The organism is Mesorhizobium sp. M0808 (assembly GCF_040320025.1).
Taxonomy (GTDB): domain Bacteria; phylum Pseudomonadota; class Alphaproteobacteria; order Rhizobiales; family Rhizobiaceae; genus Mesorhizobium.
Window position 1 is genome coordinate 57,533 of record NZ_JAMYOX010000002.1, and the last position, 25,714, is coordinate 83,246.

Annotated in this window: 27 protein-coding genes; 17 read left to right on the forward strand and 10 right to left on the reverse strand. The window is 63.9% G+C overall.

All coding sequences use genetic code 11. The features are described from left to right. Positions 1-32 precede the first annotated feature (32 nt). The 8 genes from NKI25_RS03355 (at position 33) to NKI25_RS03390 (ending at position 7,030) form a co-directional block, all read left to right on the forward strand. Positions 33-674, forward strand: coding sequence for a methyltransferase family protein (locus tag NKI25_RS03355; RefSeq protein ID WP_352697215.1), 642 nt, complete (start codon positions 33-35; stop codon positions 672-674). Positions 675-865: 191 nt separating this feature from the next. Further along, positions 866-1,069, forward strand: a complete 204-nt coding sequence (gene rpmI, locus NKI25_RS03360; RefSeq protein WP_006201248.1) for a 50S ribosomal protein L35 — start codon at positions 866-868, stop codon at positions 1,067-1,069. 147 nt (positions 1,070-1,216) lie between these two features. After that, positions 1,217-1,618 (forward strand): 50S ribosomal protein L20, encoded by a 402-nt coding sequence (rplT, locus tag NKI25_RS03365; RefSeq protein WP_006201247.1) that lies wholly within the window; start codon positions 1,217-1,219, stop codon positions 1,616-1,618. Positions 1,619-1,714: 96 nt separating this feature from the next. Next, positions 1,715-2,800, forward strand: a complete 1,086-nt coding sequence (gene pheS / locus NKI25_RS03370) for a phenylalanine--tRNA ligase subunit alpha (RefSeq protein WP_352663440.1) — start codon at positions 1,715-1,717, stop codon at positions 2,798-2,800. 106 nt (positions 2,801-2,906) lie between these two features. Continuing rightward, on the forward strand, positions 2,907-5,315 hold the full coding sequence (gene pheT, locus NKI25_RS03375) for a phenylalanine--tRNA ligase subunit beta (protein ID WP_023677576.1): 2,409 nt from the start codon (positions 2,907-2,909) through the stop codon (positions 5,313-5,315). A 10-nt stretch (positions 5,316-5,325) separates the two neighbouring features. Next, the gene (locus NKI25_RS03380) at positions 5,326-5,919 is read left to right on the forward strand and encodes a prolyl hydroxylase family protein (RefSeq protein ID WP_352998179.1); all 594 of its coding nucleotides are present in this window, start codon (positions 5,326-5,328) and stop codon (positions 5,917-5,919) included. Between the two features lie 28 nt (positions 5,920-5,947). Further along, entirely contained in the window at positions 5,948-6,319 is a 372-nt protein-coding gene (locus tag NKI25_RS03385) for a hypothetical protein (RefSeq protein WP_352590815.1), read from the forward strand. 108 nt (positions 6,320-6,427) lie between these two features. Further along, the gene (locus tag NKI25_RS03390) at positions 6,428-7,030 is read left to right on the forward strand and encodes a nucleotidyltransferase family protein (RefSeq protein WP_023677579.1); all 603 of its coding nucleotides are present in this window, start codon (positions 6,428-6,430) and stop codon (positions 7,028-7,030) included. A 270-nt stretch (positions 7,031-7,300) separates the two neighbouring features. Here the strand turns inward: NKI25_RS03390 and NKI25_RS03395 are convergent, their stop codons facing one another. Then, on the reverse strand, positions 7,301-8,296 hold the full coding sequence (locus NKI25_RS03395; RefSeq protein ID WP_023677580.1) for an aldo/keto reductase: 996 nt from the start codon (positions 8,294-8,296) through the stop codon (positions 7,301-7,303). Positions 8,297-8,401: 105 nt separating this feature from the next. On the opposite strand from NKI25_RS03395, the gene NKI25_RS03400 reads away from it, so the two are divergent. The 5 genes from NKI25_RS03400 to NKI25_RS03420 all read left to right on the forward strand — a co-directional run bounded on the left by NKI25_RS03400 (position 8,402) and on the right by NKI25_RS03420 (position 13,418). Further along, positions 8,402-9,292 (forward strand): LysR family transcriptional regulator, encoded by an 891-nt coding sequence (locus tag NKI25_RS03400; RefSeq protein ID WP_023677581.1) that lies wholly within the window; start codon positions 8,402-8,404, stop codon positions 9,290-9,292. A 60-nt stretch (positions 9,293-9,352) separates the two neighbouring features. Further along, entirely contained in the window at positions 9,353-9,931 is a 579-nt protein-coding gene (locus NKI25_RS03405) for a cytochrome b (protein ID WP_352619378.1), read from the forward strand. A gap of 68 nt (positions 9,932-9,999) precedes the next feature. Next, on the forward strand, positions 10,000-10,575 hold the full coding sequence (locus NKI25_RS03410) for a YceI family protein (protein ID WP_023677583.1): 576 nt from the start codon (positions 10,000-10,002) through the stop codon (positions 10,573-10,575). Between the two features lie 139 nt (positions 10,576-10,714). Beyond that, positions 10,715-11,701 (forward strand): Gfo/Idh/MocA family protein, encoded by a 987-nt coding sequence (locus NKI25_RS03415; protein WP_352590821.1) that lies wholly within the window; start codon positions 10,715-10,717, stop codon positions 11,699-11,701. Between the two features lie 58 nt (positions 11,702-11,759). Then, positions 11,760-13,418: an FAD-binding dehydrogenase gene (locus NKI25_RS03420; protein WP_352998180.1), complete on the forward strand. Its 1,659-nt coding sequence runs from the start codon at positions 11,760-11,762 to the stop codon at positions 13,416-13,418. Positions 13,419-13,582: 164 nt separating this feature from the next. Here the strand turns inward: NKI25_RS03420 and NKI25_RS03425 are convergent, their stop codons facing one another. Next, on the reverse strand, positions 13,583-14,329 hold the full coding sequence (locus NKI25_RS03425) for a GntR family transcriptional regulator (RefSeq protein ID WP_023677587.1): 747 nt from the start codon (positions 14,327-14,329) through the stop codon (positions 13,583-13,585). A 99-nt stretch (positions 14,330-14,428) separates the two neighbouring features. On the opposite strand from NKI25_RS03425, the gene NKI25_RS03430 reads away from it, so the two are divergent. The 3 genes from NKI25_RS03430 to NKI25_RS03440 all read left to right on the forward strand — a co-directional run bounded on the left by NKI25_RS03430 (position 14,429) and on the right by NKI25_RS03440 (position 16,289). Next, entirely contained in the window at positions 14,429-14,983 is a 555-nt protein-coding gene (locus NKI25_RS03430) for an autotransporter (RefSeq protein ID WP_352701696.1), read from the forward strand. 159 nt (positions 14,984-15,142) lie between these two features. Further along, positions 15,143-15,928, forward strand: a complete 786-nt coding sequence (locus tag NKI25_RS03435) for a DUF899 domain-containing protein (protein ID WP_023677589.1) — start codon at positions 15,143-15,145, stop codon at positions 15,926-15,928. A gap of 94 nt (positions 15,929-16,022) precedes the next feature. Then, positions 16,023-16,289, forward strand: coding sequence for a hypothetical protein (locus NKI25_RS03440; RefSeq protein ID WP_023677590.1), 267 nt, complete (start codon positions 16,023-16,025; stop codon positions 16,287-16,289). A gap of 46 nt (positions 16,290-16,335) precedes the next feature. On the opposite strand, the gene NKI25_RS03445 is transcribed toward NKI25_RS03440, so the two are convergent. The 7 genes from NKI25_RS03445 to bcoG form a co-directional block, all read right to left on the reverse strand. Beyond that, positions 16,336-17,274: an alpha/beta hydrolase gene (locus tag NKI25_RS03445; protein WP_352590827.1), complete on the reverse strand. Its 939-nt coding sequence runs from the start codon at positions 17,272-17,274 to the stop codon at positions 16,336-16,338. 215 nt (positions 17,275-17,489) lie between these two features. Next, a complete protein-coding gene (locus NKI25_RS03450) occupies positions 17,490-18,272 on the reverse strand; it encodes a carnitinyl-CoA dehydratase (protein ID WP_352451620.1) in 783 nt (260 codons plus the stop codon). Beyond that, complete coding sequence (locus NKI25_RS03455; protein ID WP_352620661.1) at positions 18,265-20,343, reverse strand: acetate--CoA ligase family protein; 2,079 nt, start codon at positions 20,341-20,343, stop codon at positions 18,265-18,267. The genes NKI25_RS03450 and NKI25_RS03455 overlap by 8 nt, the downstream gene beginning before the upstream one ends. A gap of 201 nt (positions 20,344-20,544) precedes the next feature. After that, positions 20,545-21,708 (reverse strand): acyl-CoA dehydrogenase family protein, encoded by a 1,164-nt coding sequence (locus tag NKI25_RS03460; RefSeq protein ID WP_352701691.1) that lies wholly within the window; start codon positions 21,706-21,708, stop codon positions 20,545-20,547. A 4-nt stretch (positions 21,709-21,712) separates the two neighbouring features. Next, positions 21,713-22,786, reverse strand: coding sequence for a carnitine 3-dehydrogenase (locus NKI25_RS03465; protein WP_352620665.1), 1,074 nt, complete (start codon positions 22,784-22,786; stop codon positions 21,713-21,715). Beyond that, positions 22,783-23,412 (reverse strand): HD domain-containing protein, encoded by a 630-nt coding sequence (locus NKI25_RS03470; protein WP_352998181.1) that lies wholly within the window; start codon positions 23,410-23,412, stop codon positions 22,783-22,785. Before NKI25_RS03470 ends, NKI25_RS03465 begins: the two co-directional genes overlap by 4 nt. Positions 23,413-23,443: 31 nt before the next feature. Next, positions 23,444-24,355, reverse strand: coding sequence for a 3-dehydrocarnitine:acetyl-CoA trimethylamine transferase BcoG (gene bcoG / locus NKI25_RS03475; protein WP_352998182.1), 912 nt, complete (start codon positions 24,353-24,355; stop codon positions 23,444-23,446). 76 nt (positions 24,356-24,431) lie between these two features. Here bcoG and NKI25_RS03480 point away from each other — a divergent pair, with 76 nt between their 5' ends. After that, positions 24,432-25,412 carry a GlxA family transcriptional regulator gene (locus NKI25_RS03480; RefSeq protein WP_352451614.1) on the forward strand — a complete coding sequence of 327 codons (981 nt, stop codon included), beginning with the start codon at positions 24,432-24,434 and terminating at the stop codon, positions 25,410-25,412. A gap of 61 nt (positions 25,413-25,473) precedes the next feature. On the opposite strand, the gene NKI25_RS03485 is transcribed toward NKI25_RS03480, so the two are convergent. Then, complete coding sequence (locus tag NKI25_RS03485) at positions 25,474-25,683, reverse strand: hypothetical protein (RefSeq protein ID WP_023680243.1); 210 nt, start codon at positions 25,681-25,683, stop codon at positions 25,474-25,476. Positions 25,684-25,714: the final 31 nt, after the last annotated feature.

Sequence of the window (25,714 nt, forward strand, 5' to 3'; positions counted from 1 at the left end):
GCTCTGGTTCCCTCGACGATCGGATTCCCGACATGGTCAATGAAGTCAAGCATTCGGAAGCCAGATATGGACTGGGCAGCTATCAGCACACGCGCAGGATGGTACTTGCCGTTCTGATCGTGGTGATGTTTGCGGCGCTGCTGTTCGGCCAGTCGGTTTTCCCGCCCGATACGCCAGTGCATGAAACGATCGAAATGGTCGGCGTCGTGCTGATCTTTCTCGGCGTCGTCGGACGCTTGTGGTCGACGCTCTACATCGGTGGACGCAAATCCTCAGAAGTGGTGACCGGCGGACCGTATTCGATTACGCGCAACCCACTCTACCTTTTCTCCACTTTAGCTGCCGCCGGTGTCGGCGCACAGATCGGCTCCATCTCCGCCACGATCGGCTTTGGAGCGCTCTGCGCGGGTGCCTTTTACATCGTTATCCTGCGCGAGGAGAAATTCCTCAAGCAGGTTCTCGGCGCGCCATACCAGGCCTACCTGGCGAAAGTGCCGCGCTTCTTCCCGAAACTATCGCTGTATCAGGAAGGCGACACCGGCAGCTTCAAGCCGCGCCTGCTGCGAACCACGCTGCTGGACGGTCTGGTCTTCCTGGTTGCCTTGCCGGCTTTCGAACTGATCGACGGCGCCCAGCAGTCCGGCATATTGCCGGTGCTGTTCCGTTTCCCCTGAGTGCAGTGTTGCTGAGTACAGTGTTGCTGGGCACGGGGTGTTGCGCGCCAGCCCGCTTTGACGTATAGGACCGCCGTTCCCAAAAAACCGCCCGGCAGGGCATGCCGTGGCGGTTTCATTTGCTTTTCGGGCTTTGGTCGGCCTGAAGCGAACAAAAAGCGCATTGGTGCGCATATAAACGGAGTAGCAAAATGCCCAAGATGAAGACCAAATCGGCCGCCAAGAAGCGGTTCAAGATCACAGGTACGGGTAAAGTTCTGTCGGCTGCGGCCGGCAAGCGTCACGGCATGATCAAGCGTTCCAACAAGTTCATTCGAAATGCCCGCGGCACGATGGTTCTGGCTGAACCGGATGGCAAGAAGGTCATCAAGAATTTTCTGCCGAACGGCCTCTAGGGCATGATGCCAAAAAGTTGCAGACTTTTTGGAAACATCATGCGCCAAAATAAGAGCATTCGGTCTGGGCACGCATTTGTTTTACGCAATTCCGAACGGAAAACCGCCAGGCACTTTTCCTGGAATTGCTTTTAAGGAGATCATGACATGGCACGCGTAAAGAGAGGCGTCACCTCGCACGCCAAGCACAAGAAGGTCCTGAAAGCCGCCAAGGGTTTTTACGGCCGTCGCAAGAACACCATCCGCATCGCCAAGCAGGCGGTGGAAAAGTCGCTGCAGTACGCCTATCGCGACCGCAAGAACCGCAAGCGCTCGTTCCGCGCGCTGTGGATCCAGCGCATCAATGCGGCGACGCATGAGCATGGCCTGACCTACGGCCGTTTCATCGACGGTCTCAACAAGGCCGGCATCGAGATCGATCGCAAGATCCTGTCGGACATGGCCATCCACGAGCCGCAGGCCTTCGCCGCACTCGTGGCCAAGGCCAAGGTCGCGCTCGAATACCTGAAGAATACCACGCCGAATGCTTTTGAAAGCGCTGTCGCTTAAGACCAGCGCTTCCCAAGCTATTCGACACTTGATTTGGGAAACCCGCGCTGGCAGGGCTGGCGCGGGTTTTTCTTTGCTTCCAATCGGATCTGGAACATGAGTGACATGGAAACTCTCGAAAATTCCCTGATGGCCGAGATCGCCTCGGCCGCCGACGAGCAGGCGATCGAGGCGGTGCGTGTCTCTGCCCTTGGCAAGAAGGGCTCGGTTTCCGAGATGCTGAAGACACTCGGCTCGATGAGCGCCGAGGAGCGACAGGTCAAAGGCCCGGCAATCAACGGCCTCAAGAACCGCGTCACCGAGGCACTTTCGGCGCGCCGCGCCGAGCTGAAAGATGTGGCGATCACGGCACGGCTTGCCGCCGAGAAGGTCGACGTCAGCTTGCCGGTCAGGCAATCGCCGGCCGAGCGCGGCCGCATCCATCCGATCAGCCAGGTTATCGACGAGATCGCGGCGATTTTCGGCGATCTCGGCTTTGCCATCGCCGAAGGTCCGGACATCGAGACCGACTATTACAATTTCACCTCGCTGAACTTCCCGGAAGGCCACCCGGCGCGCGAGATGCACGACACCTTCTTCTTCCAGCCGGACGCGCAGGGCGAGCGCAAGCTTTTGCGCACCCACACCTCGCCGGTGCAGATCCGCACCATGGAGATGCAGAAGCCGCCGATCCGCATCGTCATTCCCGGCAAGACCTACCGGCAGGATTCCGATGCCACCCACTCGCCGATGTTCCATCAGGTCGAGGGGCTGGTGATCGACAAATCGGCCAACGTCGCCAACATGAAATGGGTGCTGGAGGAGTTCTGCAAGGCCTTCTTCGAAGTGCCGAGCGTCAAGATGCGCTTCCGGCCGTCCTTCTTCCCGTTCACCGAGCCCAGCCTCGAGGTCGACATCCAGTGCGACCGTTCGCGGCCCGGCGAGGTGCGCTTCGGCGAGGGCTCGGACTGGATGGAGATCCTCGGCTGCGGCATGGTCCACCCCAATGTGCTCCGTTACGGCGGGCTCGATCCCGACGAATACCAGGGCTTCGCCTGGGGCATGGGCATCGACCGCATCGCCATGTTGAAATACGGCATGCCGGATCTGCGCGCCTTCTTCGACGCCGATGTGCGCTGGCTGTCGCATTACGGTTTTAGGCCGCTTGACATGCCGACGCTGTTCGGGGGCTTGAGCGCGTGACGACCGGGCCGCAGCAAATCCGCGGGCAGCTCGCCTTCCTGCACATGTCCGACGCGCGGCCGCATAGCTTCAAGTGCAGCGTGCCCAGACCAGACGGAACACAGTCATGAAACTCACCCTCTCCTGGCTCAAGGATCATCTCGAGACCGACGCCTCGCTGGCGGAAATCGTCGAGCGTCTCACCTCGATCGGCCTCGAGGTCGAGCATGTCGACGACCGGGCGAGCCTGGCCCCCTTCGTCATTGCCAAGGTGCTGACGGCGGTCCAGCATCCCGACGCCGACCGGCTTCGCGTGCTGACCGTCGACACCGGCGACGGCAAGCCGCCGGTGCAGGTCGTGTGTGGAGCGCCGAACGCCCGCGCGGGCCTGATCGGCGCCTTTGCAGCACCGGGCACTTATATTCCCGGCATCGACGTGACGCTGACCGTCGGCAAGATCCGCGGCGTTGAAAGCCACGGCATGATGTGCTCCGAGCGCGAGCTCGAATTGTCCGAGGAGCATGACGGCATCATCGACCTTCCGGCCGATGCGCCGGTCGGCACCAGCTTCGCCGCCTATGCCCATCTCGATGATCCGCTGATCGAGATCAATCTGACGCCGAACCGGCCGGATGCGACCAGTGTCCATGGCATCGCCCGCGATCTGGCGGCGAGCGGGCTCGGCACGCTGAAGAGCGCGCCGATAGAGCCGATCCCCGGCAAGGGCGAGACGCCGGTCAAGGTGACGATCGAAGCGCCGGAGCTCTGTCCCGGCTTTGCGCTGCGCCTGGTGCGCGGCGTCAAGAACGGACCGTCGCCGAAATGGCTGCAGCAAAGGCTTCTCGCCATCGGCTTGAGGCCGATCAGCGCGCTCGTCGATATCACCAATTACGTCACCTTCGACCGCGGCCGGCCGCTGCATGTCTTCGACGCTGCGAAGGTCACCGGCAATCTCGCCGTGCGCCGGGCGCGTGATGGCGAAAAGGTGCTGTCGCTCGACGGCCGCGAATACACGCTGACGCCGGAGATGTGCGTCATCGCCGACCAGGACGGCATCGAATCGATTGCCGGCATCATGGGCGGCGAGCATTCCGGCTGCGACGAGAACACCACCGACGTGCTGATCGAGTCGGCGCTTTGGGACCCGATCACCACCGCCCGCACCGGCCGCACGCTCGGCATCATCACCGACGCGCGCTATCGGTTTGAGCGCGGCGTCGACCCGGAAATGATGGTTCCCGGCTTGGAGCTGGCGACGAAGCTGGTGCTCGATTTCTGCGGCGGTACGCCGGCGCAAACCGAAGTCGTCGGCTATGCCGGCCATCAGCCGAAGATCGTCTCGTTCCCATTGTCGGAAGTGAAGCGGCTGACCGGCATCGAAGTGCCGCGCGCGACGAGCCTCGACATTCTAGCCCGCCTCGGCTTCAAGCCGGAGGGCACGGGCGATGTCGTCAATGTGGCGGTCCCGTCCTGGCGGCCGGATGTCGACGGCAAGGCCGACCTGGTCGAGGAGGTCATGCGCATCCACGGCGTCGACAATATCGCGCCGCAGCCGCTTGGTTCGCACGATGCGGTCAACGCCAGGATCCTGACTGTGCTGCAGATCCGCACCCGCGCCGCCAAGCGGGCGCTTGCCGTGCGCGGCATGATGGAGGCCGTCACCTGGTCGTTCGTTCCGGCAAAACACGCCGAATTGTTCGGCGGCGGCCAGCAGGCGCTGAAGCTTGCCAACCCGATCGCCGCCGATATGTCGGACATGCGGCCGTCGCTGCTGCCGGGGCTGATTGCGGCAGCACAGCGCAATGCCGACAGGGGCATCGGCGATGTCGCGCTGTTCGAAGTGTCGGGCACTTACGAGGGCGACGGCGCCGACCAGCAGCGGCGTGTTGCCGCCGGCGTGCGGCGCGGCACCGCCAGGCTCGAGGGCTCCGGCCGCCATTGGGCCGGCAATGCCGGCGCCGTCGGCGTCTTCGATGCCAAGGCCGATGCGATCGCAGCACTCGAAGCCTGCGGCGCGCCGGTCGAGCGGCTGCAGATCGAGGCTGGCGGCCCGGCCTGGTATCATCCCGGCCGCTCCGGCACGATCAAGCTTGGGCCGAAGGTAATCCTTGGCACGTTTGGCGAGTTCCACCCGAAGACGCTGGAGGGGCTGGACGTCTCCGGCCCGCTCTGCGGCTTCGAAGTGTTCATCGATACCGTGCCTGAGCCGAAGGCCAAGCCGACGCGAACAAAGCCGAGGCTGGATCTGTCCGCCTTCCAGGCGGTCAAGCGCGATTTCGCCTTCGTCGTCGACAAGGCGGTCGAAGCCGGCACACTCGTTCGCGCCGCCCTTGCCGCCGACCGAAAGCTGATTTCCGGCGTCTCGGTGTTCGATGTTTTCGAGGGTGCAGCGCTCGGCGCGGCGAAGAAATCGATCGCTATCGAAGTGTCGATCCAGCCGGTCGAAAAGACGCTGACCGACGACGATTTCGAGGCGCTGGCCAAGCGCATCGTCGAGAATGTCGGCAAGCAGACCGGCGGCGTGCTCAGAACCTAGAACGGATGCGATGATGGTTCACACCAGCAAACTCTCCATCACCTGGCTGGCAACTCACATCGGGACGATCGACGGCTTCTTGGATGACCAGGAATGCGCCGATCTGATCGCTGACAGTGAACGGCACGGTTTCGAGGCGGCCAAGGTGAACAGCTCCGGCGGCGCCACCGTCCTGAAGGAGCTTCGCAATAACGACCGGGTTGTCTTCGATGACGAGGACCTTGCGGATTTGCTCTTCGCACGGGCGCGGCCTCTGCTCTATCGTGGTCTCGGCGACTGGCGCTTGACCGGGCTGAATGAGCGTTTCCGTTTCTATCGCTATGGGCCGGGCCAGAAGTTCGATTGGCACCATGACGGCTATTTCGAGCGCCACGCCTTGGAGCGCAGTCAGTTCACGTTCATGATTTATCTACCAGATGGATTTGAAGGGGGAGGAACCTCGTTTCGCGGCGAGGTGCCGGGCTATGCCGGTAGCAGTCTTCTGGTGAAGCCGAAGAAAGGAATGGCACTGGCGTTCTACCATCCGATCGAGCATCGCGGCGACGAGGTGCTGTCGGGGCGCAAGTACGTCATCCGAACGGACGTGATGTACAAGCGCCAATGAAACGCTGTCCGTTCTGCCGCTGAGCTAAATGCACCTGACCCCGCTGGAAGTGTTTTTCGTCAAGGAGTTCTGCCGTTCCGCCGGCGTTTCTCCTGACATGATGCGTGCGCTGAAAGTCAAAGACCGCAGCCGCGATCCTGTAGGGTTCATGACCACAATCGTTGCCTCATCGGTTCCCCCGGAATTGCGCTTTGAGAGTCGAGTGTTCAGTTCGCTTCGGGTAGCGTGCGTTGGACCTGACCAGCTTCTTTGCGGCATGGTGCTGTTCTTCGATGAGATTGAAGGAAAGCTAGATGCGATCGAAGGCTTTGTGTACGGCGAAGAATGGCCGTCAATCGAGGAGCCAGTCTTCTGGTCCGAGACCGACCGAACAATGAGCCTTGGGCGAGAGGGAAACTAGCCTGCAGAAATGGGCGTCACGACGCCCTTTCCGATAATTGCACAACGGATGGCGCGCTGAGGATCTAGAGGGGTTGCCGGCAGGTGACGAATCGCCCTCCAAAGGGCGATGGACCATCTGCGCTATTCAGGGCTGCCCTTCGAGGAACAGCGTGCAGTCTTTCTCGATATCGTCTCAGCCGATCCGCTGGTCGGTGAGACGCTGTCGCGGGTACGGGTGCTAGGCCTGCCGGACTGGCTGGTCGTCTCAGGCGCGCTTTACAACAGCGTCTGGAATCATCTGACCGGAAAGCCCTCGGGGTACGGCATCCGGGATGTCGACCTGTTCTATTTCGATGAGAGCGATCTGTCCTATGAAGCCGAGGACACGGTCATCCGCCGGGCGGCGAAGCAGTTCGAAGGACTGACGCTGCCGGTCGAAGTGCGCAACCAGGCGCGGGTGCATCTGTGGTTTGAGGCGCGCTTTGGCGGTTCCTATCCCAGACTGTCGTCGTCCGCCGAGGCGCTGTCCTATTTCGCTTCGAAAACCCATGCGGTCGGCGTTAGATTCGGCATCGATGGGCAACTCGCGCTCGTGGCGCCGTTCGGGCTCGACGACATCTTCTCGTTTCGCGTTACCCCGAACCGTGCACTGGATAATCGGCAGACGCACGAGATGAAGGGCGCGCGTGCCAGGGAGAACTGGCCGGAGATCAGTGTCGTGCCTTGGTAGGAAATGTCGGCGCGAGGCACCCCCCCTCTGCCCTGCCGGGCATCTCCCCCTCAAGGGGGGAGATCGGATGTCGCCTCGGCTTTCGCCAATCACCGGCGCCGGAAGGGCGGGGAGGGCGCGGGAACTGCCAATCTCCCCCCTTGAGGGGGAGATGTCCGGCAGGACAGAGGGGGTGCCTCGCGCCGAGGTCTCACAACGCTTTGCATCGCACCGTATTAGTCAAAAAGGGGTGCCGAAACGCCCCGTTTCGATTGCGCCGTCGATTGCCGTTCACCCGTTGACCAGCGCCAGCAGCTCCTCGGTATAGCGCTTGCCGACCACCTTTTCCGGCGACAGGGCGTCGCCGATGGATGCCACCTCGGCCTGGCTCAGTACGATATCGGCTGCCGCCGTATTCTGTTCGAGATGTCGGATCTTGCGGGCACCAGGGATCGGGACAATGAAGTCGCCCTGATGCAGCACCCAGGCGAGCGCCAGCTGCGCCGGCGTCACGCCCTTCCCGGCGGCCATCTTTTCCAGCACGGCGACGACCGCCGCATTGGCCGCCATGGCGTCGGCCTGGAAGCGCGGCAACCCGCGGCGCCAGTCGTCGGCGCCGAGAACATCGGGCTTGGCGATCGTGCCGGTGAGCAGGCCGCGGCCGAGCGGGCTATACGGGACAAAGCCGATGCCGAGCTCGCGGCAGACGGCAAACACTTCCCCCTCCGGATCGCGGCTCCACAGTGAATACTCGCTCTGCACGGCGGCGATCGGGTGCACGGCATGCGCCCGGCGGATGGTCGCCGCACTCGCCTCCGACAGGCCGAGCGCCCGCACCTTGCCCTCGCGCACCAGCTCGGCCATGGCGCCGACCGTATCCTCGATCGGCACGTTGGGGTCGACGCGGTGCTGGTAATAGAGATCGATCACCTCCGTATCCAACCGCTTCAATGACGCTTCGGCCACCGCCTTGACATGCTCCGGGCGGCTATCGACACCGGCCATGCGCTCCATGCCGCTGCCTTCTTCGAGGATCTTGAAGCCGAATTTGGTTGCGATCGTCACCTTGTCACGCACCGGCTTCAGCGCCTTGCCGACCAGGATTTCGTTCTCGTAAGGGCCATAGACCTCGGCCGTGTCGAAGAAATTGACCCCGATCTCGACGGCATGGCGCAGCGTGGCAATCGCCTCCGCCTCCGGCTGGCCACCATAGGCAAAGCTCATCCCCATGCAGCCGAGGCCGACCGGGTAGACGTCAAGTTCATTGCCAAGCTTGCGGGTTTGCATCACGTGTCTCCTTGTTGTGATGGTTGTGATGCCGCAGAGATAGCGTCTTGCCCTGCGTTCGATAATCGGCTCTCATTTGCACGGGCTGTTCCAAGAAATAGATCAATGAAGCGAACCCATCTTTCACAGCTCGCGGTACTGGCAACGGTCGCCCAATGCGGCAGTTTTCGCGGCGCCGCCAAGGAGCTGGCGATCGCGCCATCGGCGGTCAGCTATGCGGTGTCCAGCCTGGAAGCGTGTCTTGGCGTTCGCCTGCTGGCGCGCAGCACGCGCAGCGTCGCTCCGACCGAGGAGGGCGCGCAACTGCTCGAGCGCCTCAGGCCGGCGCTGTCGGAAATCGACCTGGCGCTGGAATCGGCGATCGAGGCGCGCGACCGGCCGGCCGGCAATCTCCGGCTGACCGTGCCGCGCACCGCGGCCCACCTGGCGCTGACGCCGAGGCTCAGCGCCTTTGCGGCTGCCTATCCCGACATCGTGCTGGAGATCGTCATCGAGGACCGCTTCACCGACGTCGTCGAGGGCGGCTTCGATGCCGGTGTGCGACTGGGCGAGAGCCTGCAGCGCGACATGATCGCGGTGCGCATCGGACCAGACCTTCGCGGCGCCGTGGTCGGCGCGCCAGCCTACTTCGAGACCGTGCCCAAGCCGCAGCATCCGCGCGATCTCGCCGCTTACCGCTGCATCCGCTTCCGCTTCTCCAGCGGCATTCTCTACCGCTGGGAATTCGAGCAAAACGGCGAGGAGATCGAGATAGCGGTGCAAGGGCCGCTGATCCTCGACGAGGACCATCTGATTGCCAATGCCGCGGTTGACGGCGCCGGGCTCGCCTTCGTGTTCGAGGACTATGTCCGCGCCGCGCTCGCCGCCGGCAAGCTCGTTCGCGTGCTGGAGGACTGGTGCCCGCGCTTCGACGGCTTCTTCGTCTATTACCCCAGCCGCCGCCAGATGCGGCCGGCGCTCAGGGCCTTTGTCGATTTTTTCAAGGTCGGCGAGTAAGCCAACCCTCCCCACAAGGGAGAGGTGGAAGAAAGCCGACCTGGCATTCGTTCACCGACCATGTCAGCACTGCCCAAAAACCAGACGGCCGGCTACGGCTGGACGGCGATCATCCTTCACTGGCTGATCGCGGCGCTCTTTATCGGCCAGTTCGTGCTCGGCTTCGTCATGGTGCGGCTGTCCAGCCAGCGCACCGCCTTCGAGCTGATCCAGCTGCATAAATCCTTCGGCTTCCTGCTGCTTGGACTGGTCATCCTGCGCATCGCCTGGCGCCTAGGCAGACCGGCCCCATCGCTGCCGCGCTCGGTCGGGCCTTTCGAGCGCCGTGCGGCGCCGCTGGTCCATCTCGCGCTTTATGCGTTTCAGCTCGCTCTGCCGTTGTCCGGCTGGGCGCTGGTCTCGGTCTCGGTGCTGGAGATCCCGAGCGTGCCGTTCAATCTGTTCGTCATGCCCAATCTGCCGCTCGGTGAATCGGACACGGCAGAAAGCTTCTGGGCAGCGACGCACTGGTATCTCGCCTATGCCGGCATCGGACTTGTCGCTTTGCATCTCGCCGCAGCGCTGCGCCATCATTTCTGGCTGAGGGATACCGTGCTGACGCGCATGATCACGGCTTCGTCACATCACGACAGGGAATAGAGCGGACGGCTCATTCGTTGATGGGGCGAGGACGCAAGAAAGCGTTGCCTGCCAAGAGGACCATTTCCATGTACGCGCGCATCTTCGGATTTGCGGCCGCCGCCGCTTGTATTGCCATGCCTGTTTTCGCCGCCGTTGCCCTCGGCGACGCGGCCGGCAGCTACATCATCCGCCCGGGGAGTTCCAGCATCCACTTCTCCATCGGCAAGCTCGGCGGCGGCGGGCTCGACGGTGCCTTCGCCCGCTTCAAGGGCAGTATCCTCATCGACAACAGCGATGTCGGCCGGTCCCAGGTCAATTTCACCATCTTCCCCGAAAGCGTCGGCACCGGCCAAAGCCGCATCGATGCCTTTCTTCGCTCGGACGCGGTCTTCGACGCCGCCGACAATCCGGAGATCCAGTTCCGTTCGACCAGCGTCAAACGCACCGGCGACACGTCAGCCCTGGTTACCGGCAGGCTGACGGCGCGCGGCAAGACCTTTCAGGAAAAGTTCACAGCCGATCTCGGTGGCCTCAAGGCGGGCACGATAAAATTCCACGTCACCGGCAAGGTGCTGCGGTCGCGCTACGGCATGGATGTCGGCACGCCGATTTATTCCAACGTCGTCGACTTCGACATGACGCTGACGGGTAGAAGGGGATAGCCTTTGCAGGTTCCGCCAGGGCAGCGCGGGCATCCGGACAAGCCGCAGATGATCGCCCTGTTCGCCGCCATGCTCCCGCATTGGCTTTTCTCCTGAATTAGGGCAAACCTCCAGGCCTGCAATCGAGAGGAGAAATTTGATGTTCCGATGGGGTGTTTTGTCGACGGCCAAGATCGGCCGCGAGCAGCTTTTGCCGGCAATCGTCGAGGCGGAGAACGGCGTGCTGTCCGCGATTGCCAGCCGCGATCTGTCGAAAGCGCGGGCGCTGGGCGAACGCTTCGGTGCGCGCCACGCGTTCGGCTCCTATGAGGAGCTGCTCGCCTCCAGCGACATCGACGGCGTCTACATTCCGCTGCCGACCTCGCAGCATGTCGAATGGACGGCCAAGGCGATCGAGGCCGGCAAGCATGTCCTGGTCGAAAAACCGCTGGCGCTCGATGCCAAGGACATTCCGCCGCTGATCAAGCTGCGCGATGCCAGGAAGGTGCTGGTCTGCGAAGCCTTCATGGTCGTCTACCATCCGCAGTGGATCAAGGTGCGCGAGCTGATCGCCAACGGCGCCATCGGCCGGCTGCGCCATGTCCAGGGCGCGTTCTCCTATTACAATGTCGACCCCAACAACATGCGCAACAAGCTCGATCTCGGCGGCGGCGCGCTGCCCGACATCGGCGTCTATCCGACGGTATCGACGCGCTTTTCGACCGGCAAGGAGCCTCTGCGCGTCCAGGCGACGATCGAGCGCGACAAGACATTCGGCACCGACATCTATTCCTCGATCCGCGCCGATTTCGGCGACTTCGAGCTGTCGTTTTACCTGTCGACGCAGATGGCGGCACGCCAGGTGATGGTCTTGCACGGCGAGAAGGGCTTCATCGAGGTGTTCTCACCGTTCAACGCCGGGCTCTACGACCATCACCGCGTCGAGCTGCACAACCAGAACCACAGCGAGGCGCAGGTGTTCCGCTTTCCCGGCACGCAGCAATACCGGCTGGAAGTCGAGGCCTTTGCGCGGGCGGCCCAGGGCGGCAAGGACCGCGTCTTCACTCTGGAAGAATCGGTGCTCAACCAGAAGGTCATCGATGCCATCTTCCGCGCCGGCGAGAAGGAAGGCTGGGAAACAGTCTAGGCCGGCCATGATCCCAAAAAGTGGGGACCGGTTTTTGGACAAGATCATGGCCAAATAGATGTCCGACGATGCGGATGTGATCATTGTCGGCGCCGGCCTTACCGGCCTTGTCGCTGCGGCCGAACTGACTGCGGCCGGCAAGAAGACCATCATCGTCGAGCAGGAGCCGGAACAGTCGCTTGGCGGCCAGGCATTCTGGTCGCTCGGCGGCATCTTCCTTGTCGATTCGCCCGAACAACGGCGCATGCGCATCCGCGATTCGTATGAGCTGGCGCTCGAGGACTGGCTGGGCACCGCAGCCTTCGACCGCACGGAAGATCTCTGGCCGCGCCGCTGGGCCGAGGCCTATCTCGGCTTCGCCGCCGGCGAGAAGCGCTCCTGGCTCATGCAGCGCGGCCTGAAATTCTTTCCGGTGGTCGGCTGGGCCGAGCGCGGCGGCGGCAATGCCGTCGGCCACGGCAATTCGGTGCCGCGCTTCCACATCACCTGGGGCACCGGCCCTGGCGTGCTCGAACCGTTCGCGCAGCGCGTACGCGAGGCCGAGAAGCGCGGGCTGATCCGCTTCAAATTCCGTCACCGGGTCAACGAATTGACGCGGACGGGCGGCGTCGTCGACGGCGTGCGCGGCGACCTATTGGCGGCGAGCGATGCCGAGCGCGGCCGCAAGAGCTCGCGCGAGATCACCGGCGATTTCGAGCTGAAGGCGCAGGCCGTCATCGTCGCCTCCGGCGGCATCGGCGCCAATCACCAGCTGGTCCGGGAGAATTGGCCGAAGCGGATGGGCGCGCCGCCGAAACGCATGATCACTGGCGTTCCCGATCATGTCGACGGCCGCATGCTGGCGATCGCCGAAGCCGCCGGCGGCCGGCTGATCAACCGCGACCGCATGTGGCACTATGTCGAGGGCGTCAGGAACTGGGCACCGATCTGGACCGATCATGCGATCCGCATCCTGCCCGGCCCGTCATCGCTGTGGCTCGATGCGCGCGGCAAGCGCCTGCCGGTCCCGCTCTATCCCGGCTTCGACACGTTGGCCACGCTCAGCCACATCATGAGCACCGGCTTCGATCATTCCTGGTTCATCCTGACCAAAAAGATCATCCAGAAGGAGTTCGCGCTGTCGGGCTCCGAGCAGAACCCCGATCTGACGGGGAAGAGCTGGCGCCAGGTGCTCGGCCGCGCCACCAGCGGCGTGCCCGCGCCGGTCAAGGCGTTCATGGAGAAGGGCGAGGATTTCATCGTCGAGCCTGATTTGCCGGCGCTGGTCGCCCGCATGAACGCAGTGGCCGGCGGCGAGCCGCTGCTCGAACTGGCGCAGGTTGAGCGCGAAATCCGCGCCCGCGACCGGCAGCTCGACAATCCGTTCTCCAAGGACATGCAGATTACTGCGTTGCGCGGCGCGCGAGCCTATTTCGGCGACCGGCTGATCCGCACGGCTAGGCCGCACAAGCTGCTCGATCCCGCCAATGGCCCGCTGATTGCCGTCAGGCTCAGCATCTTGACCCGCAAGACGCTCGGTGGGCTGGAGACTGACCTCGACAGCCGCGTGCTGGGCGCCGGCGGCCAACCAGTCGAGGGGCTGTACGCGGCGGGCGAGGCCGCCGGTTTCGGCGGCGGCGGCATGCACGGCTATGCGGCGCTCGAAGGCACGTTTCTCGGCGGCTGCATCTTTTCCGGCCGCAGTGCCGGACGGGCGGCGGCACGCGCGGTGGGGTGAAACAAGGCCCGCCGGCGGCCGTTGCGCCAAGGTGGCGATTGCACCGAATGGCCAACTTCCCTTAGAGCATTTTGCAGCCAAAATGGAATCATTTGGCGTCCGCATAAATGCGGCAAAACAGATGGTTAGAGCGGGTTACCGGTTCCAGGAGAACCGGAACCGCTCTAGGCGAAGGGCTGCAAATTGACGTCTTGAAGCTTGGAACCGGCAAGCAAAGCCTCGAGCACCTGCTTCTTGAGAGACAGGCACTGCGAACGGGCAAGTTTGACGATGGCGGAAACCTCGCCTGCCTCGCAGGCAAGGACCAGCTCCTTTTGCTGGGCGATGATCAACTGGGTGAAGTCGCGGGACTTGAAGCCGAGGTGGAGAACCCGCGCCGACTGGTCGAGTATCTGGTCCAGGAGATGCGCCAGTCGTAAATTTCCCGAGAGCTCCGCAAGGGCCAGACGAAAGGCACGGTCGGCCGCAAGAAAGGCAACGTGGCTGCGTAGCGTCTCCGGCTTCAGCACTTTTTGCGCTGCCAGCCTGACATCCTCGAGCCCGCGCTCGGTCATGTTCGATGCCGCCACCCTGAACACTTCCGGCTCGATCAAGCTGCGGACATCGAAGATCTCGTTGACATCCCGCAGGCTGAGCGTAGCAACGACGTAGCCGCGGCGCGGCTCGCTCCTGACCAGTCCTTCCTGCATCAGTCGGGCCAGCGCCGCGCGGATGGTCGCCTTTTTGATCTGGTATCGATCACCGATCTGTTTCTCCGTCAGCGCTTCGCCGGGGCGCAACACGCAGGCAATGATGTCGTTCCTCAGCTGCTCATATGCCTGTTCCCTGCGAAGGACGTCGGCGGCTGACAGTGCTGTCGCCTCGACCGTGGCCGGCCTTGCCGGTTCGGCGGTCAACTTCGTCGTTTTCATATTCTGTCCGTCTGGCTGTCCGGTTGACGCTGGCATCAGCATTCGCTAGCGTGAGCATCTCAGATTGATAATCTGAGCATCTCAGGGAGGATAACTGATATGCCTTTACCCGCCAACTCGCCTCTCTACGCCGCTGCCGATGATATCGTCAATGCCGCGAAGGGGCCAGGTCCCCTCGAAGCGGTAAGGACGGTCCTGGGCGACTACACCAACCGCTTTCACGCATCGGGAACACTCGCTCACGAAGAAGACGACGACGAGGTGCTTCTGCATGCGAGTCCGAACCTGACGATCTATCACATCACTCTGTCGCCCGGCCTGCAGTACCCGCCTCACAACCACCTGATGGATGCCTTGATCGGCATCTACAAGGGCAGCGAGACGAACTTCATCTATCCCGTTGCCGGCAGCGAACTCGATGTTCCCGAAAGGCAGGACATCGCAGCGCCTGCCGTGGTGCACATGGCGTCAAATACCGTGCATGCGGTTGCGAATACGGGCGGTGCGCGATCGGGTGCGCTGCATGTCTACCTCGGCGATCTCACACGAACCCACCGGCAGCTGTGGAGTCCGGACAGCAACCACGCCGAGCCGTTTGACAATGACCGCTATCTGGCCGGCGCTCGGCCCATTCAGCAGTCCGGGCACGAATGAGCGCAGGGGCGTCGCGGGCGGCGAAATTGGCCGTGATCAGCGGACCCGTCGGAATCGCGTCACACTTGTCACTCTCGCCAATCCGCTATCGCCCCTATCCTGGCTCACGACCCAACACGTCGCGCCGGTGCGGCGACAAACCAGCAAGGGAGATGCACAATGACGGCACATCAGAATGGCACAGGCGAGCAGACGACGCGGCTCGCGATGAAGACACCACCGGTCGTTTCGCCTGACGCGTGGGAGGCCGCGCGCCAGCAGTTGCTCGTGAAGGAGAAGACTGTGACCCGGGCTCGCGACGCACTGGCCGCCGAGCGCCGGCGGATGCCGTGGATGGCGGTGGAGAAGACCTATACGTTCGAGGGCCCCGACGGAAAGGTGAGCCTGCTCGACCTGTTCGAGGGCCGCCGTCAGCTGATCGTCTACCGCGCCTTCTTCGAGCCCGGCGTATTCGGCTGGCCCGACCACGCTTGCCGCGGCTGCTCGCTGGGGGCGGACCAGGTCGGCAATCTTGCCCATCTGAACGCCCGCGACACCACGCTTGCCTACGCCTCGCGCGCACCGCAGGCCGACATTGCGCGGCTGAAGGCGCGGATGGACTGGAAGATGCCCTGGTACACCATCACCGACAGCTTCGATGCCGATTTCGGCGTTGACGAATGGCACGGCCACAACGTGTTCATCCGCGACGGTGATCGCGTGTTCCGTACCTACTTCATTAACAACCGCGGCGACGAGGCGATGGGGACCGTATGGAGCTATCTCGACCTGTCGCCGCTCGGCCGCCAGGAGGTTTGGGAGGATTCGCCCGAGGGCTATCCGCAGACGCCGACGTACAAGTGGTGGAACTGGCACGACAATTACGGCGCCGAAGCCGTTCCCGACAAAAAGTGGGTCGAGGTGTCGGACGCCGGAGAGGCCGCGTTCCGGAACCGCACTGAATAGAACGTCTTTGGCGTCGCGCAAATGCGGCCAGGACAATTGGAGGAGCGGGATGCACGGTTCGACCGCATCCCGCTCGCTATGCAGGACAACGGACATGAGCGAGATTCATGCAGGCGGATCCACCGGCGATGCGAGCCCGGCCGGCCATAGTGCAGCCGATTGGCTGTCCTTTGCGGCCGCGCCGACCTTCGCAACCATGGCGCTGCTGACGCTTCTCGGCGGCGCGCCGGACATGATGTGCTCGACCGGGCAAGAGGCGTCACCGCTGGGCGGCATGGTCCCGATGTACCTGCTGATGAGCGGCTTTCATTTAGGACCTTGGCTGAAGCAGGTTTCCGGCCGGCGACGCCGCCGCAAATAGAGCTGTACCGGCCGACAAAGGCCCGTTCTGGTCGGGAAGACATCCCTCACCAGATCCACTCGCCCCTTCCCAAAACCGCTACCGCATCGACAATCCGGGTAAAGCTCGAGCGGGCGCGGCCGGCCGTGTGCCTGGCGCGCAAATAGCCATGCACCAGCCCCGGCTCCTCGAGCCACCAGGCCCGCCCGCCCGCGGCAACGATGCGGTCGCGATAGGCTTCGCCGTCCGACGACAGCGGGTCGCATTCAGCGGTGATCACGACGGTGGGCGGAAGATTGGCGAACTCGGCGTCGGCGAGCGGCCACAGAGTGAGATCGCCGGTGCGATCGTCGCCACCGGTCCTGATGTCCCTGTAGAAAACGAGGTCGCGCGCGGTAAGCATCGGCGCCTCCGCGTGGGTGACGTAGGAACCGGCGGAGCTGTCGCCGCCAAGGCCGGGATAGACCAGAATCTGGCCGATCGGCTTGCGCGCATGGCCGCGCGTTGCGTGACTGACAGCGGCGGCGAGATTGCCGCCGGCACTGTCGCCGCAGAGCAGGACAGGACGCTCGTAAGTCGCCGCCGCCCATTCGAAGGCGCTGATGGCGTCGTCGAAGGCGGCCGGATGAAGGTGCTCAGGCGCCAGCCGGTAGTCGACCGAAACCACTTCATAGCCGGTGCGGCCGCAAAGCTCGGCGCAGAGGTCGTCGTGGCTGTCGAGCCCGCCGAGGATAAAACCGCCGCCATGGAAATAAAGCACCATCGCCGAAGCTTCCGGCGCCGGGGCGCGGTAGACGCGGATCGGAATGTGCCAGGGTGTGGCAATGGCGGTGGTTTCCGCCGTGACGCCTTGGGGATAGCCGGCAAAGAACTCGCGGCACATCCGGTTGTAGATCTCGCGCTGCTCGGCGATGGTGTAGTCGATCGTATCGGGCGGATAATAAGAATTGGTCCGCTCGATGAAGGCCCAGGTCTCGGCGTCGATGAGGGTTTTGTAGTCGGTCATGGGCGCTGAATGGATCGCAATGAATCCGCCTGAACACCCTCCTCTGGCCTGCCGGCCATCTTCCCCTCAAGTGGGGAGATCGGCAGCTTCGGCGAAACCGCCTTTTCTCCGGCGTCGACAATTGGCGAAAGCGATGATGACATCCAATCTCCCCCCTTGAGGGGGAGATGTCCGGCAGGACAGAGGGGGTGAGCGCCATCATTCCTGCAATACCACTACTTCCCCTTCCACACCGGATCGCGCTTCTCGGCAAAGGCGCGAAAGCCCTCGAGATTGTCCTCCGAGCCGTAGAGTGCGTCAACCGTCGACAGTTGCCGGCGCGTCACCCGGTTCATCGCGTCCTGGAAAGTCAGCGATTCTGCGACCCGGGCCGTCTCCTTGATCGCGGCGAAGACCAGCGGCGGGCCGCTGGCGAGCAGCCGCGCGATCTCCCAGACGCGGTCCTCCAGTCTTTCCTTGGGCAGCACCTCGTTGACCAGGCCCCATCGATGCGCCTCGGCGACATCCATCCAGCGGCCGGTGAGCAGAAGGTCCATGGCGACATGGTAGGGGATGCGCTTCGGCAGCTTGATCGTCGCCGCATCGGCAAGCGTGCCGGCGCGGATTTCGGGCAGCGCGAAGGAGGAGTGATCCGATGCATAGATGAGGTCGCAGGATAGCGCCAGTTCGAAGCCGCCGCCGACCGCCATGCCGTTGACGCAGGCGATCACCGGCTTGTTGAGATCGCGCAGTTCCTGCAGCCCGCCGAAGCCGCCGACGCCGTAGTCGCCGTCGACCGCGTCGCCGCCGGCCGCGGCCTTCAGGTCCCAGCCGGCGCAGAAGAACTTGTCACCGGCGGTCTTGACGATGGCGACGCGCAAGTCGGGATCGTCGCGAAACGCCTTGAAAGTCTCGCCCATCAGCCGCGACGTCTTCAGGTCGATGGCATTGGCCTTGGGCCGGTCGAGCGTGACTTCGAGGACAGCGCCTTCGCGGCGGGTCGAAATGATTTCAGACATTCTTCTTGTCTCCAAGCACCAGCAGCGCATCGGCGATCCAGGCGCCCTTGCCTTCGGTGCAGACGATCAGCGGATTGATGTCGAGTTCCTCGATCTCGCCGGCGTTTTGCTGCACGAAAGCGGCAATGCCCGATATCGCATCGATTGCCGCTGCGACATCGGCCTTCGGCCGACCGCGATAGCCGTCGAGCAGCGGGAACAGTTTCAGCCCGCGCAAAGCGGCCTCGATATCGTCGCGGGTCGCCGGCAGCATCAGCGTGACGCTGTCGCGCAACAGCTCGACCAGCACGCCGCCGGTGCCGAGCGTCATCACCGCGCCGAACATCGGGTCGCGGGTGAAGCCGACGAGCAGCTCGGCGACGCCGTCGCGCACCATGCGCTCGACATAAAGGCCCGTGCCGAGCGGGCCGAGATCGTGGGCGGCGGTGCTGACGGATTCGGCATCCCTCAAATTGAGCCGGACCGCGTCGAGCTCGGACTTGTGGATGACACCAAGGGCCTTCAGCGCCACCGGGAAGCCGAGCGCCATCGAGGAGATGACAGCTTCGACCGCGTTGCCGGCGCGCTCGCCCTTCGGCACGGGGAGCCCGGCCTCGATGAGCCGCGCCTTCGCCTCGGCCTCGTCCGGCGTGACATGGTCGCCGACCGGCGCGCCGGACGCCGAAGTGTCGATCGGCTGCGCCTGCGGCTCGCGCCAGGCCCAGCCGATGAAGGCCGCCGCCTGGGCGGCGTCCATGGCTTCGGAGATGCCGAACAGCGGCACCATGCCCCGCGCCATCAGGCCGGCAGTGTATTCCTCGGGCAGGTTCTCCGGCAGCGAGGAGACGATCGCGCCTTGCGCGCTGTTGGTCTTCAGCGCCACTTCGAAGGCGCGCAGCGTCGCCCACCAGTCGGTGTCCGAGCAGCGGTCGGGGCGCGGGAAATCGAGCACCAGCATGTTGAGGTCGAAGCCGCCCGACACCATCGCGGTGAAGGTGGCGGTCATCGCCGGCTCGTTGTTCCAGATGAAGGTGTGGTAGTCGAGCGGGTTGGCCACCGCGACCAGCGGCCCGAGCGTCGATTTGACATGCGCGCGGTGCTCGGGGGTGAGTGGCGGAAACGTCACCCAGCGGCCTTCGGCGCTGTCGGCCATCACCGACGCCTCGCCGCCCGAACAGCTCATCGACGACAGCCGGTAGCCGGGCAGGGGGCCGGTGACGTGCAGCAGCTTGAGCGCCTCGATGAAGGCCGGGATCGAATCGATGCGGGCGATGCCGAGCCGCTTCAGGAAGGCGCCGGACGCTGCGTCCGAGCCGGCCAGCGACGCGGTATGGGAAACGGTCGCCTGCCGCGCCTGCTCGGAGCGGCCGACCTTCATGGCGATGACAGGCTTTTTCAGCTCGCGCGCCCGTGCCGCCAGCCTTTCGAAGCCGGCTACCGAATCGAAAGCCTCGATATGCAAGCCGAGCGCGGTGACACGGTCGTCCTCGATCAGGCCGAGCGCCATTTCGGAAAGCCCGGTCTGCGCCTGGTTGCCGGCGGTCATCAGAAAGGCGATCGGCAGGCCGCGCTTCTGCATCGTCATATTGATGGCGATGTTCGACGACTGGGTGATGATGGCAACGCCGCGACCGCCTTCTGGCAGCCTGATGCCGCCATGCTGGTCGGGCCACAAAAGCGCGCCGTCGGCATAGTTGATGAGCCCGTAGCAGTTCGGCCCGATGATTGGCATTTGGCCCGCCGCCGCGACCAGCTCGGCCTGCAGCCGCTCGCCGTCCTCGTCATAGGCCTCGGTTTCGAGGAAGCCGGCGGCGAAGCAGACCGCACCGCCGGCGCCGCGCTCGGCCAGTGCCTTGACCACTTCGATGGTCAAGTGCCGGTTGACGCCGACGAAAGCGGCATCCGGCGCACCGGGCAATTCGGCCACCGAGCGATAGGCCTTGCGGCCGGCGACCTCGGCCTTGCTCGGATGCACCGGCCAGATCTCGCCGGCAAAGCCCATCTTGATCGATTGCGCGACGACGGCGGCAGCCTGCGCGCCACCGAAGACCGCGATTGTCCGCGGGCGCAAAAGGCGCTCAAGTTTGTGCATGAACACCCTCCTCTGCCCTGCCCTCTTTGCCAAAACTTGGCATCTCCCCCTCAAGGGGGGAGATTGGCAGTTGGGCCGCCGGCCCCAGGCATGCAACGGCAATAACTGGCGAAATCAGGAATGGCGGCCGATCTCCCCCCTTGAGGGGGAGATGTCCGATAGGACAGAGGGGGGCGCGAAGGAATGCAAACATTGCGCTGTTCAGCCCCCGAACGGGCGCAGCAGCGCCCGCGAGATGATGTGGCGCTGGATTTCCGAGGTGCCTTCCCAGATGCGCTCGACGCGGGCGTCGCGCCAGATGCGCTCGAGCGGCAAATCGTCCATCAGCCCCATGCCGCCATGGATCTGGATCGCCTCGTCGGCGACAAAGGCGAGCATCTCGGTGGCCTTCAGTTTGGCCATGGCCATGTCCTGGTCGGTGACGGTACCCTGATCGTACTTCCAGCCGGCTTCGAACACCATCAGGTCGGCGGCCTTCAGCTCGGTCGCCATGTCGGCGAGCTTGAACGACACGCCCTGGAACTTGCCGATCGGCTGGCCGAACTGCTGGCGCTGCGCGGCGTATTCGACGGCGTGGCCAAGCGCCCGCTCGGCGCGGCCGAGGCAGGTGGCGCCGACCTGCAGGCGCGTTGCGCCAAGCCACGAATTGGCGACGTCGAAGCCTTTGTGGACCTCGCCCAGAACCTGACTGGCCGGCAACCGGCAATCGTCGAATTCGAGGATGGCATTGGTGTAGCCGCGATGCGAGACGTTGCGGTAGCCGTCGCGCACCGTAAAACCCTTGGTGCCCTTATCGACAAAGAAGGCGGTGATCTTCTTGCGTTTTCCACGCGAAGACCCTTCCTCACCCGAGGCCATGAAGACGATGGCGAAATCGGCGAGGTCCGCATGGCTGATGAAATGCTTGGTGCCGTTCAGCACCCAGTCGTCGCCGTCTTGCACGGCGGTTGCCTTCATGCCGCGCAGATCGGAGCCGGCGCCCGGCTCGGTCATTGCCAGGCAATCCCATTTCTCGCCGCGAATGCAGGGAAACAGATATTTTTCGCGCTGCTCCGGCGTGCCGGCGAGAAGGATGTTCGAAGGCCGCGCCACGCAGGTCCAATGCAGCGCGTAATTGGCGCGGCCGAGTTCCTTTTCATAGAGCAGCCAGGTCACCGTATCGAGCCCGGCGCCGCCGACATCGGCCGGCATGTTGGCGGCATAGAGGCCGGCTTCGATCGCCTTGGCCTTGATCTCCTCGATCAGCTCGCGGCGCAGCACGCCGGTACGCTCCACTTCGCGCTCATGTGGGTAAAGCTCGTTCTCGACGAAGGCCCGCGTCGTCTCGACGATGAGCTTCTGCTCCTCCGAAAGACCAAAATCCATGGTCTCAGCCTTTCTTCCTTTTCTTCGGCTTTTCAGCCTTTGCCTTTTCGGCCGCCTTGGAGGCGGTGGGCTTCTTGGCCGCGAGCTTGGCCAGCTGCCTGGTGTAGTCCTTATGCAGGGCGCCGGCACCCCAGCCTTTGCCTTTGTTCTGCTTCGACAGTGCCTCCATGATGGCGACCAGATTGTCGTCGCGGATCTTTTCGAGCTCGCGGATCGACAGACCGTGCGCCTGGTCGTCCGACTGCGTGGCGATCAGCTCGACCAGCTCATCGTTGAACTCCGGCACGTCCATCAGCTTGGTCCACGGCCATTTCAGGCACGGGCCGAACTGCGCCATGAAGTGGCGCATGCCGGCCTCGCCGCCGGCGACGCGATAGACCTGGAACATGCCCATCTGCGCCCAGCGCAGGCCGAAGCCGTAGCGCATGATGTCGTCGAGCTCCTCGACCGTGCAGATGCCGTCCTTGACCAGCCACAGCGCCTCGCGCCAGGCCGCTTCGAGCAGCCGGTCGCCGACGAACGCTTCGATCTCCTTGCGGATCACCACCGGCTTCATGCCGATCGAGGCATACATCTCCTTGGCGACTTCGATCGCCTCGGGAAAGGTCTGTTCGCCGCCGACGATTTCGACCAGCGGCAGCAGATAGACGGGGTTGAACGGATGGCCGACGACCAGCCGCTCCGGGTGCTTCTTCATCGCCACCTGCATGTCGGTCGGTTTGATGCCGGAGGTGGAGGATCCGACAATGGCGTTGGCCGGCGCATAAAGGTCGATCTCGGCCAGCACGCGGTGCTTCAGGTCGAGCCGCTCCGGCACGCTTTCCTGGATGAAGTCGGCGTCGGCCACCGCCTCGGCGATCGTCTTGGCGAAGGTAAGCTTGCCCTCCTTCGGCAGGCCGCCGGGCAGCATCTGCTTGTAGGCGCGTCGCGCTCCCTTCATCACCTCGCCGACCTTGCGTGACGCCTCGGGATCGGGATCGAAGATCGACACGTCGATGCCGTTGAGCAGCAGCCGCGCGACCCAGCCGGCGCCGATGACGCCGCCGCCGATGGCGGCCGCCTTGTTGATGATGCTCATGCGGAAGCTCCGGTTCTTGTGCGGGCTGTTGCGGGGTCGGTGAGGGCGACGCGCTCGCCGGCACGGATCACGGACGCGTCATAGGCCTTGCGCGCGAACACTTCGAGCACGAAGGGCCGGAAGAAATCGATCGGCAATGTCTCGTAGTCGGGATCGAAGCTCGACTGATCCCAGCGTTCGCAAAACTCATCGCAATCGTCGAAGTAGATGTGCCCGGCGAAACGGTCGCGGGCGTGCGGATTGCCGCCGAGGTGGTGGGCGTAATAGAGGCGCTGGAAATCGCCGTCCTTCTCCACCACCCAGGTGCATTGCTCGCGAACGAAGGGTTTCAGGATCGACGCCGCATACTCGTCGTGGTTATAGGGCGCGTAGATGTCGCCGATATCGTGCAGCAAGGCGCAGGCAATCCAGTCGGTGTCGGCGCCGTCGCGCCAGGCCCGTGTTGCCGCTTGCAGCGAATGGCCGAGCCGGGTGATCTTGTAGCCCGAGGGGCCCGCATCAAGCTGGACGAGCGCGTCGAGCAGCCGCTCGCCGGTCTTTGCCGCATAGTCGATCTCGTGCTCGGTGAGGAAGGCATAGTCCTCGCGGTCGCCGTCCTTCATGGCGGTGAATTTCACGGTCTTCATCGGCGGCTCCTCCCAACCGGCTACCGGCTTTTCAAAGCGGTGCGCGCTTCGTCAGGTTCAGCTTCTTGCGGACTTCGTCCGGGCCGATGACCCTGGCGCCCATATTCGACACGATGCTGACCGCCCGCTCGACCAGCTGCGCATTGGTCGCCAGCACGCCCTTGTCGAGCCAGAGATTATCCTCCAGTCCGACGCGGACATTGCCGCCGGCCAGCACCGCGGCCGCGACATAGGCCATCTGGTTGCGGCCAATGGCAAAGGCCGACCAGTTCCAGGTCGACGGTACATTGTTGACCATGGCCATGAAGGTGTTGAGGTCGTCCGGCGCGCCCCACGGCACGCCCATGCACAATTGCACCAGCGCGTCCGGCTTCAGCACTTCTTCCTCGACCAATTGCTTGGCGAACCACAGATGCCCGGTGTCGAAGGCCTCGATCTCCGGCTTGACACCGAGCGCCGTCATCATGCCGCCTATGGCACGCAGCATGCCGGGCGTATTGGTCATGACATAATCGGCCTCGGCGAAATTCATGGTGCCGCAATCGAGCGTGCAGATTTCCGGCAGGCACTGGCGCACATGTTCCATGCGGTTGCTCGCGCCGCCCATGTCCGTGCCTTTTTCGTTCAGCGGCAGCGGCTTCTCCGGCGGGCCGAATACCATGTCACCCCCCATGCCGGCGGTCAGGTTCAGCACCACGTCGACGTCTGCCGCGCGGATGCGCTCGGTTACTTCGCGATAGAGATGCACGTCGCGCCTAGGCTTGCCGGTCTCGGGATCGCGCACATGGCAGTGCACGATTGCAGCACCTGCCTTTGCCGCCTCGATGGCCGAATCGGCGATCTCTCTGGGCGAGCGCGGCACATGCGGGCTGCGGTCCTGCGAACCGCCGGACCCGGTCACGGCACAGGTAATGAAAACCTCACGGTTCATCGCTAACGGCATCGGACTCTCTCCCAATAGAACGTAGGGCAAGAATGCCTGACTTGCCGGAAACTGTTTTGCGTTTTACGAAGATCGTGTGACCAAAAACGAAAAACCGACGATCTTTCGGGCCGAGCGTTTGCCGCTCAAGGTGACGCTGCTGGTATTCTCCGGCTCGTCGATCATGTGCGTCGCGTCGGCCGTCGATCCGTTGCGCGCCGCCAACCGCATTGCCGGTGAGACGCTGTTCGATTTCAGGCTGGTCTCGGTGACAGGCGAGGCGCCGGTCACCACATGCGGCCTGCCGGTGGCGGTCAGCGGCCGCTTCGATGCGGCTGACACAACCGATATGCTGGTCGTCGTCGCCGGCTTCGGCACGCAGAACTACGCCACATCGGCCCTGCTGTCCGGACTGCGCCGGGCGGCGCGCGCGGCACGCGCCTGCGGCGGCGTCGAGGCCGGCACCTGGCTGGTTGCCCGAGCGGGTCTGCTGGAGGGGCGCAGCGCCACCACCCACTGGGAGGACATGGAGGATTTCTCGTCGGCCTTTCCCGGCGTCGACGTGCGCCCCGACCGCTACGTCATCGATGGCCCGGTGTTCACCACCGGCGGCGCCTCGCCGACCTTCGACCTGATGCTGCATCTGATCCGCACGCGGCTCGGCATGGCCGTGGCGCTAGATGTCGCGAGCGTCTTCATCTACGACCAGGCGCGCGCCGCGACGGACGCGCAACCGCTGGTCTCGCTCGGCCGTCTCGACGGCTACGATCCCAGGCTGGCGCAAGCCATTCGGCTGATGGAAGCGCATGTCGACCAGCCGCTGACTATCGCCGCCGTGGCAAAGCGCGCCGGGGTGACGGCACGGACGCTGGAAAGCATCTTTCGCAAGTCGATCGGCGAAACGCCCGGCGCTTATTACCTCAGGCTGCGCCTCGGCGCCGCGCGCCGGCTGGTGGTCGACACGCGCATCGCCATGGCGGACATTGCCGGGCGAACGGGGTTTTCGTCCGCCGCGGCATTTTCCAGAGCGTTTTCAAGAGCGTTCGGCGAAGCGCCGGTCAGGCTGCGTCGGGGATAATGCATGTCGCCCAAAAGTGCGGAGCGGTTTTGGGATAACGACATGCATAGACAAAGGTAGATCAGGCAGCGTCCTGGCGGTCGCTGCTGCCGTCGATCTGCGAGCGCATCTGTCTCGCAAGATGGGTCTCGAAGCGGCTGGCGACCGCGCGATCCCATTCGTTTGCACTCAGCGCACCTTGTTTCGGGTGCGGCAGCGCCATCAGCCGGTCGATGATCGATCCAGCCTCGCCAGATGAGAGCAGGGCGTCGATTTCGCGTTCGTGCTGCATATCGTTTCGCCTCCTTCTTTCTGAATCCCGC

Coding starts and splice junctions, on each gene's coding strand:
- NKI25_RS03355 (WP_352697215.1), top strand. CDS start 33: ATGGTCAATGAAGTCAAGCATTCGGAAGCCAGATATGGACTGGGCAGC.
- rpmI (WP_006201248.1), top strand. CDS start 866: ATGCCCAAGATGAAGACCAAATCGGCCGCCAAGAAGCGGTTCAAGATC.
- rplT (WP_006201247.1), top strand. CDS start 1,217: ATGGCACGCGTAAAGAGAGGCGTCACCTCGCACGCCAAGCACAAGAAG.
- pheS (WP_352663440.1), top strand. CDS start 1,715: ATGAGTGACATGGAAACTCTCGAAAATTCCCTGATGGCCGAGATCGCC.
- pheT (WP_023677576.1), top strand. CDS start 2,907: ATGAAACTCACCCTCTCCTGGCTCAAGGATCATCTCGAGACCGACGCC.
- NKI25_RS03380 (WP_352998179.1), top strand. CDS start 5,326: ATGATGGTTCACACCAGCAAACTCTCCATCACCTGGCTGGCAACTCAC.
- NKI25_RS03385 (WP_352590815.1), top strand. CDS start 5,948: ATGCACCTGACCCCGCTGGAAGTGTTTTTCGTCAAGGAGTTCTGCCGT.
- NKI25_RS03390 (WP_023677579.1), top strand. CDS start 6,428: ATGGACCATCTGCGCTATTCAGGGCTGCCCTTCGAGGAACAGCGTGCA.
- NKI25_RS03395 (WP_023677580.1), bottom strand. CDS start 8,296: ATGCAAACCCGCAAGCTTGGCAATGAACTTGACGTCTACCCGGTCGGC.
- NKI25_RS03400 (WP_023677581.1), top strand. CDS start 8,402: ATGAAGCGAACCCATCTTTCACAGCTCGCGGTACTGGCAACGGTCGCC.
- NKI25_RS03405 (WP_352619378.1), top strand. CDS start 9,353: ATGTCAGCACTGCCCAAAAACCAGACGGCCGGCTACGGCTGGACGGCG.
- NKI25_RS03410 (WP_023677583.1), top strand. CDS start 10,000: ATGTACGCGCGCATCTTCGGATTTGCGGCCGCCGCCGCTTGTATTGCC.
- NKI25_RS03415 (WP_352590821.1), top strand. CDS start 10,715: ATGTTCCGATGGGGTGTTTTGTCGACGGCCAAGATCGGCCGCGAGCAG.
- NKI25_RS03420 (WP_352998180.1), top strand. CDS start 11,760: ATGTCCGACGATGCGGATGTGATCATTGTCGGCGCCGGCCTTACCGGC.
- NKI25_RS03425 (WP_023677587.1), bottom strand. CDS start 14,329: ATGAAAACGACGAAGTTGACCGCCGAACCGGCAAGGCCGGCCACGGTC.
- NKI25_RS03430 (WP_352701696.1), top strand. CDS start 14,429: ATGCCTTTACCCGCCAACTCGCCTCTCTACGCCGCTGCCGATGATATC.
- NKI25_RS03435 (WP_023677589.1), top strand. CDS start 15,143: ATGACGGCACATCAGAATGGCACAGGCGAGCAGACGACGCGGCTCGCG.
- NKI25_RS03440 (WP_023677590.1), top strand. CDS start 16,023: ATGAGCGAGATTCATGCAGGCGGATCCACCGGCGATGCGAGCCCGGCC.
- NKI25_RS03445 (WP_352590827.1), bottom strand. CDS start 17,274: ATGACCGACTACAAAACCCTCATCGACGCCGAGACCTGGGCCTTCATC.
- NKI25_RS03450 (WP_352451620.1), bottom strand. CDS start 18,272: ATGTCTGAAATCATTTCGACCCGCCGCGAAGGCGCTGTCCTCGAAGTC.
- NKI25_RS03455 (WP_352620661.1), bottom strand. CDS start 20,343: ATGCACAAACTTGAGCGCCTTTTGCGCCCGCGGACAATCGCGGTCTTC.
- NKI25_RS03460 (WP_352701691.1), bottom strand. CDS start 21,708: ATGGATTTTGGTCTTTCGGAGGAGCAGAAGCTCATCGTCGAGACGACG.
- NKI25_RS03465 (WP_352620665.1), bottom strand. CDS start 22,786: ATGAGCATCATCAACAAGGCGGCCGCCATCGGCGGCGGCGTCATCGGC.
- NKI25_RS03470 (WP_352998181.1), bottom strand. CDS start 23,412: ATGAAGACCGTGAAATTCACCGCCATGAAGGACGGCGACCGCGAGGAC.
- bcoG (WP_352998182.1), bottom strand. CDS start 24,355: ATGCCGTTAGCGATGAACCGTGAGGTTTTCATTACCTGTGCCGTGACC.
- NKI25_RS03485 (WP_023680243.1), bottom strand. CDS start 25,683: ATGCAGCACGAACGCGAAATCGACGCCCTGCTCTCATCTGGCGAGGCT.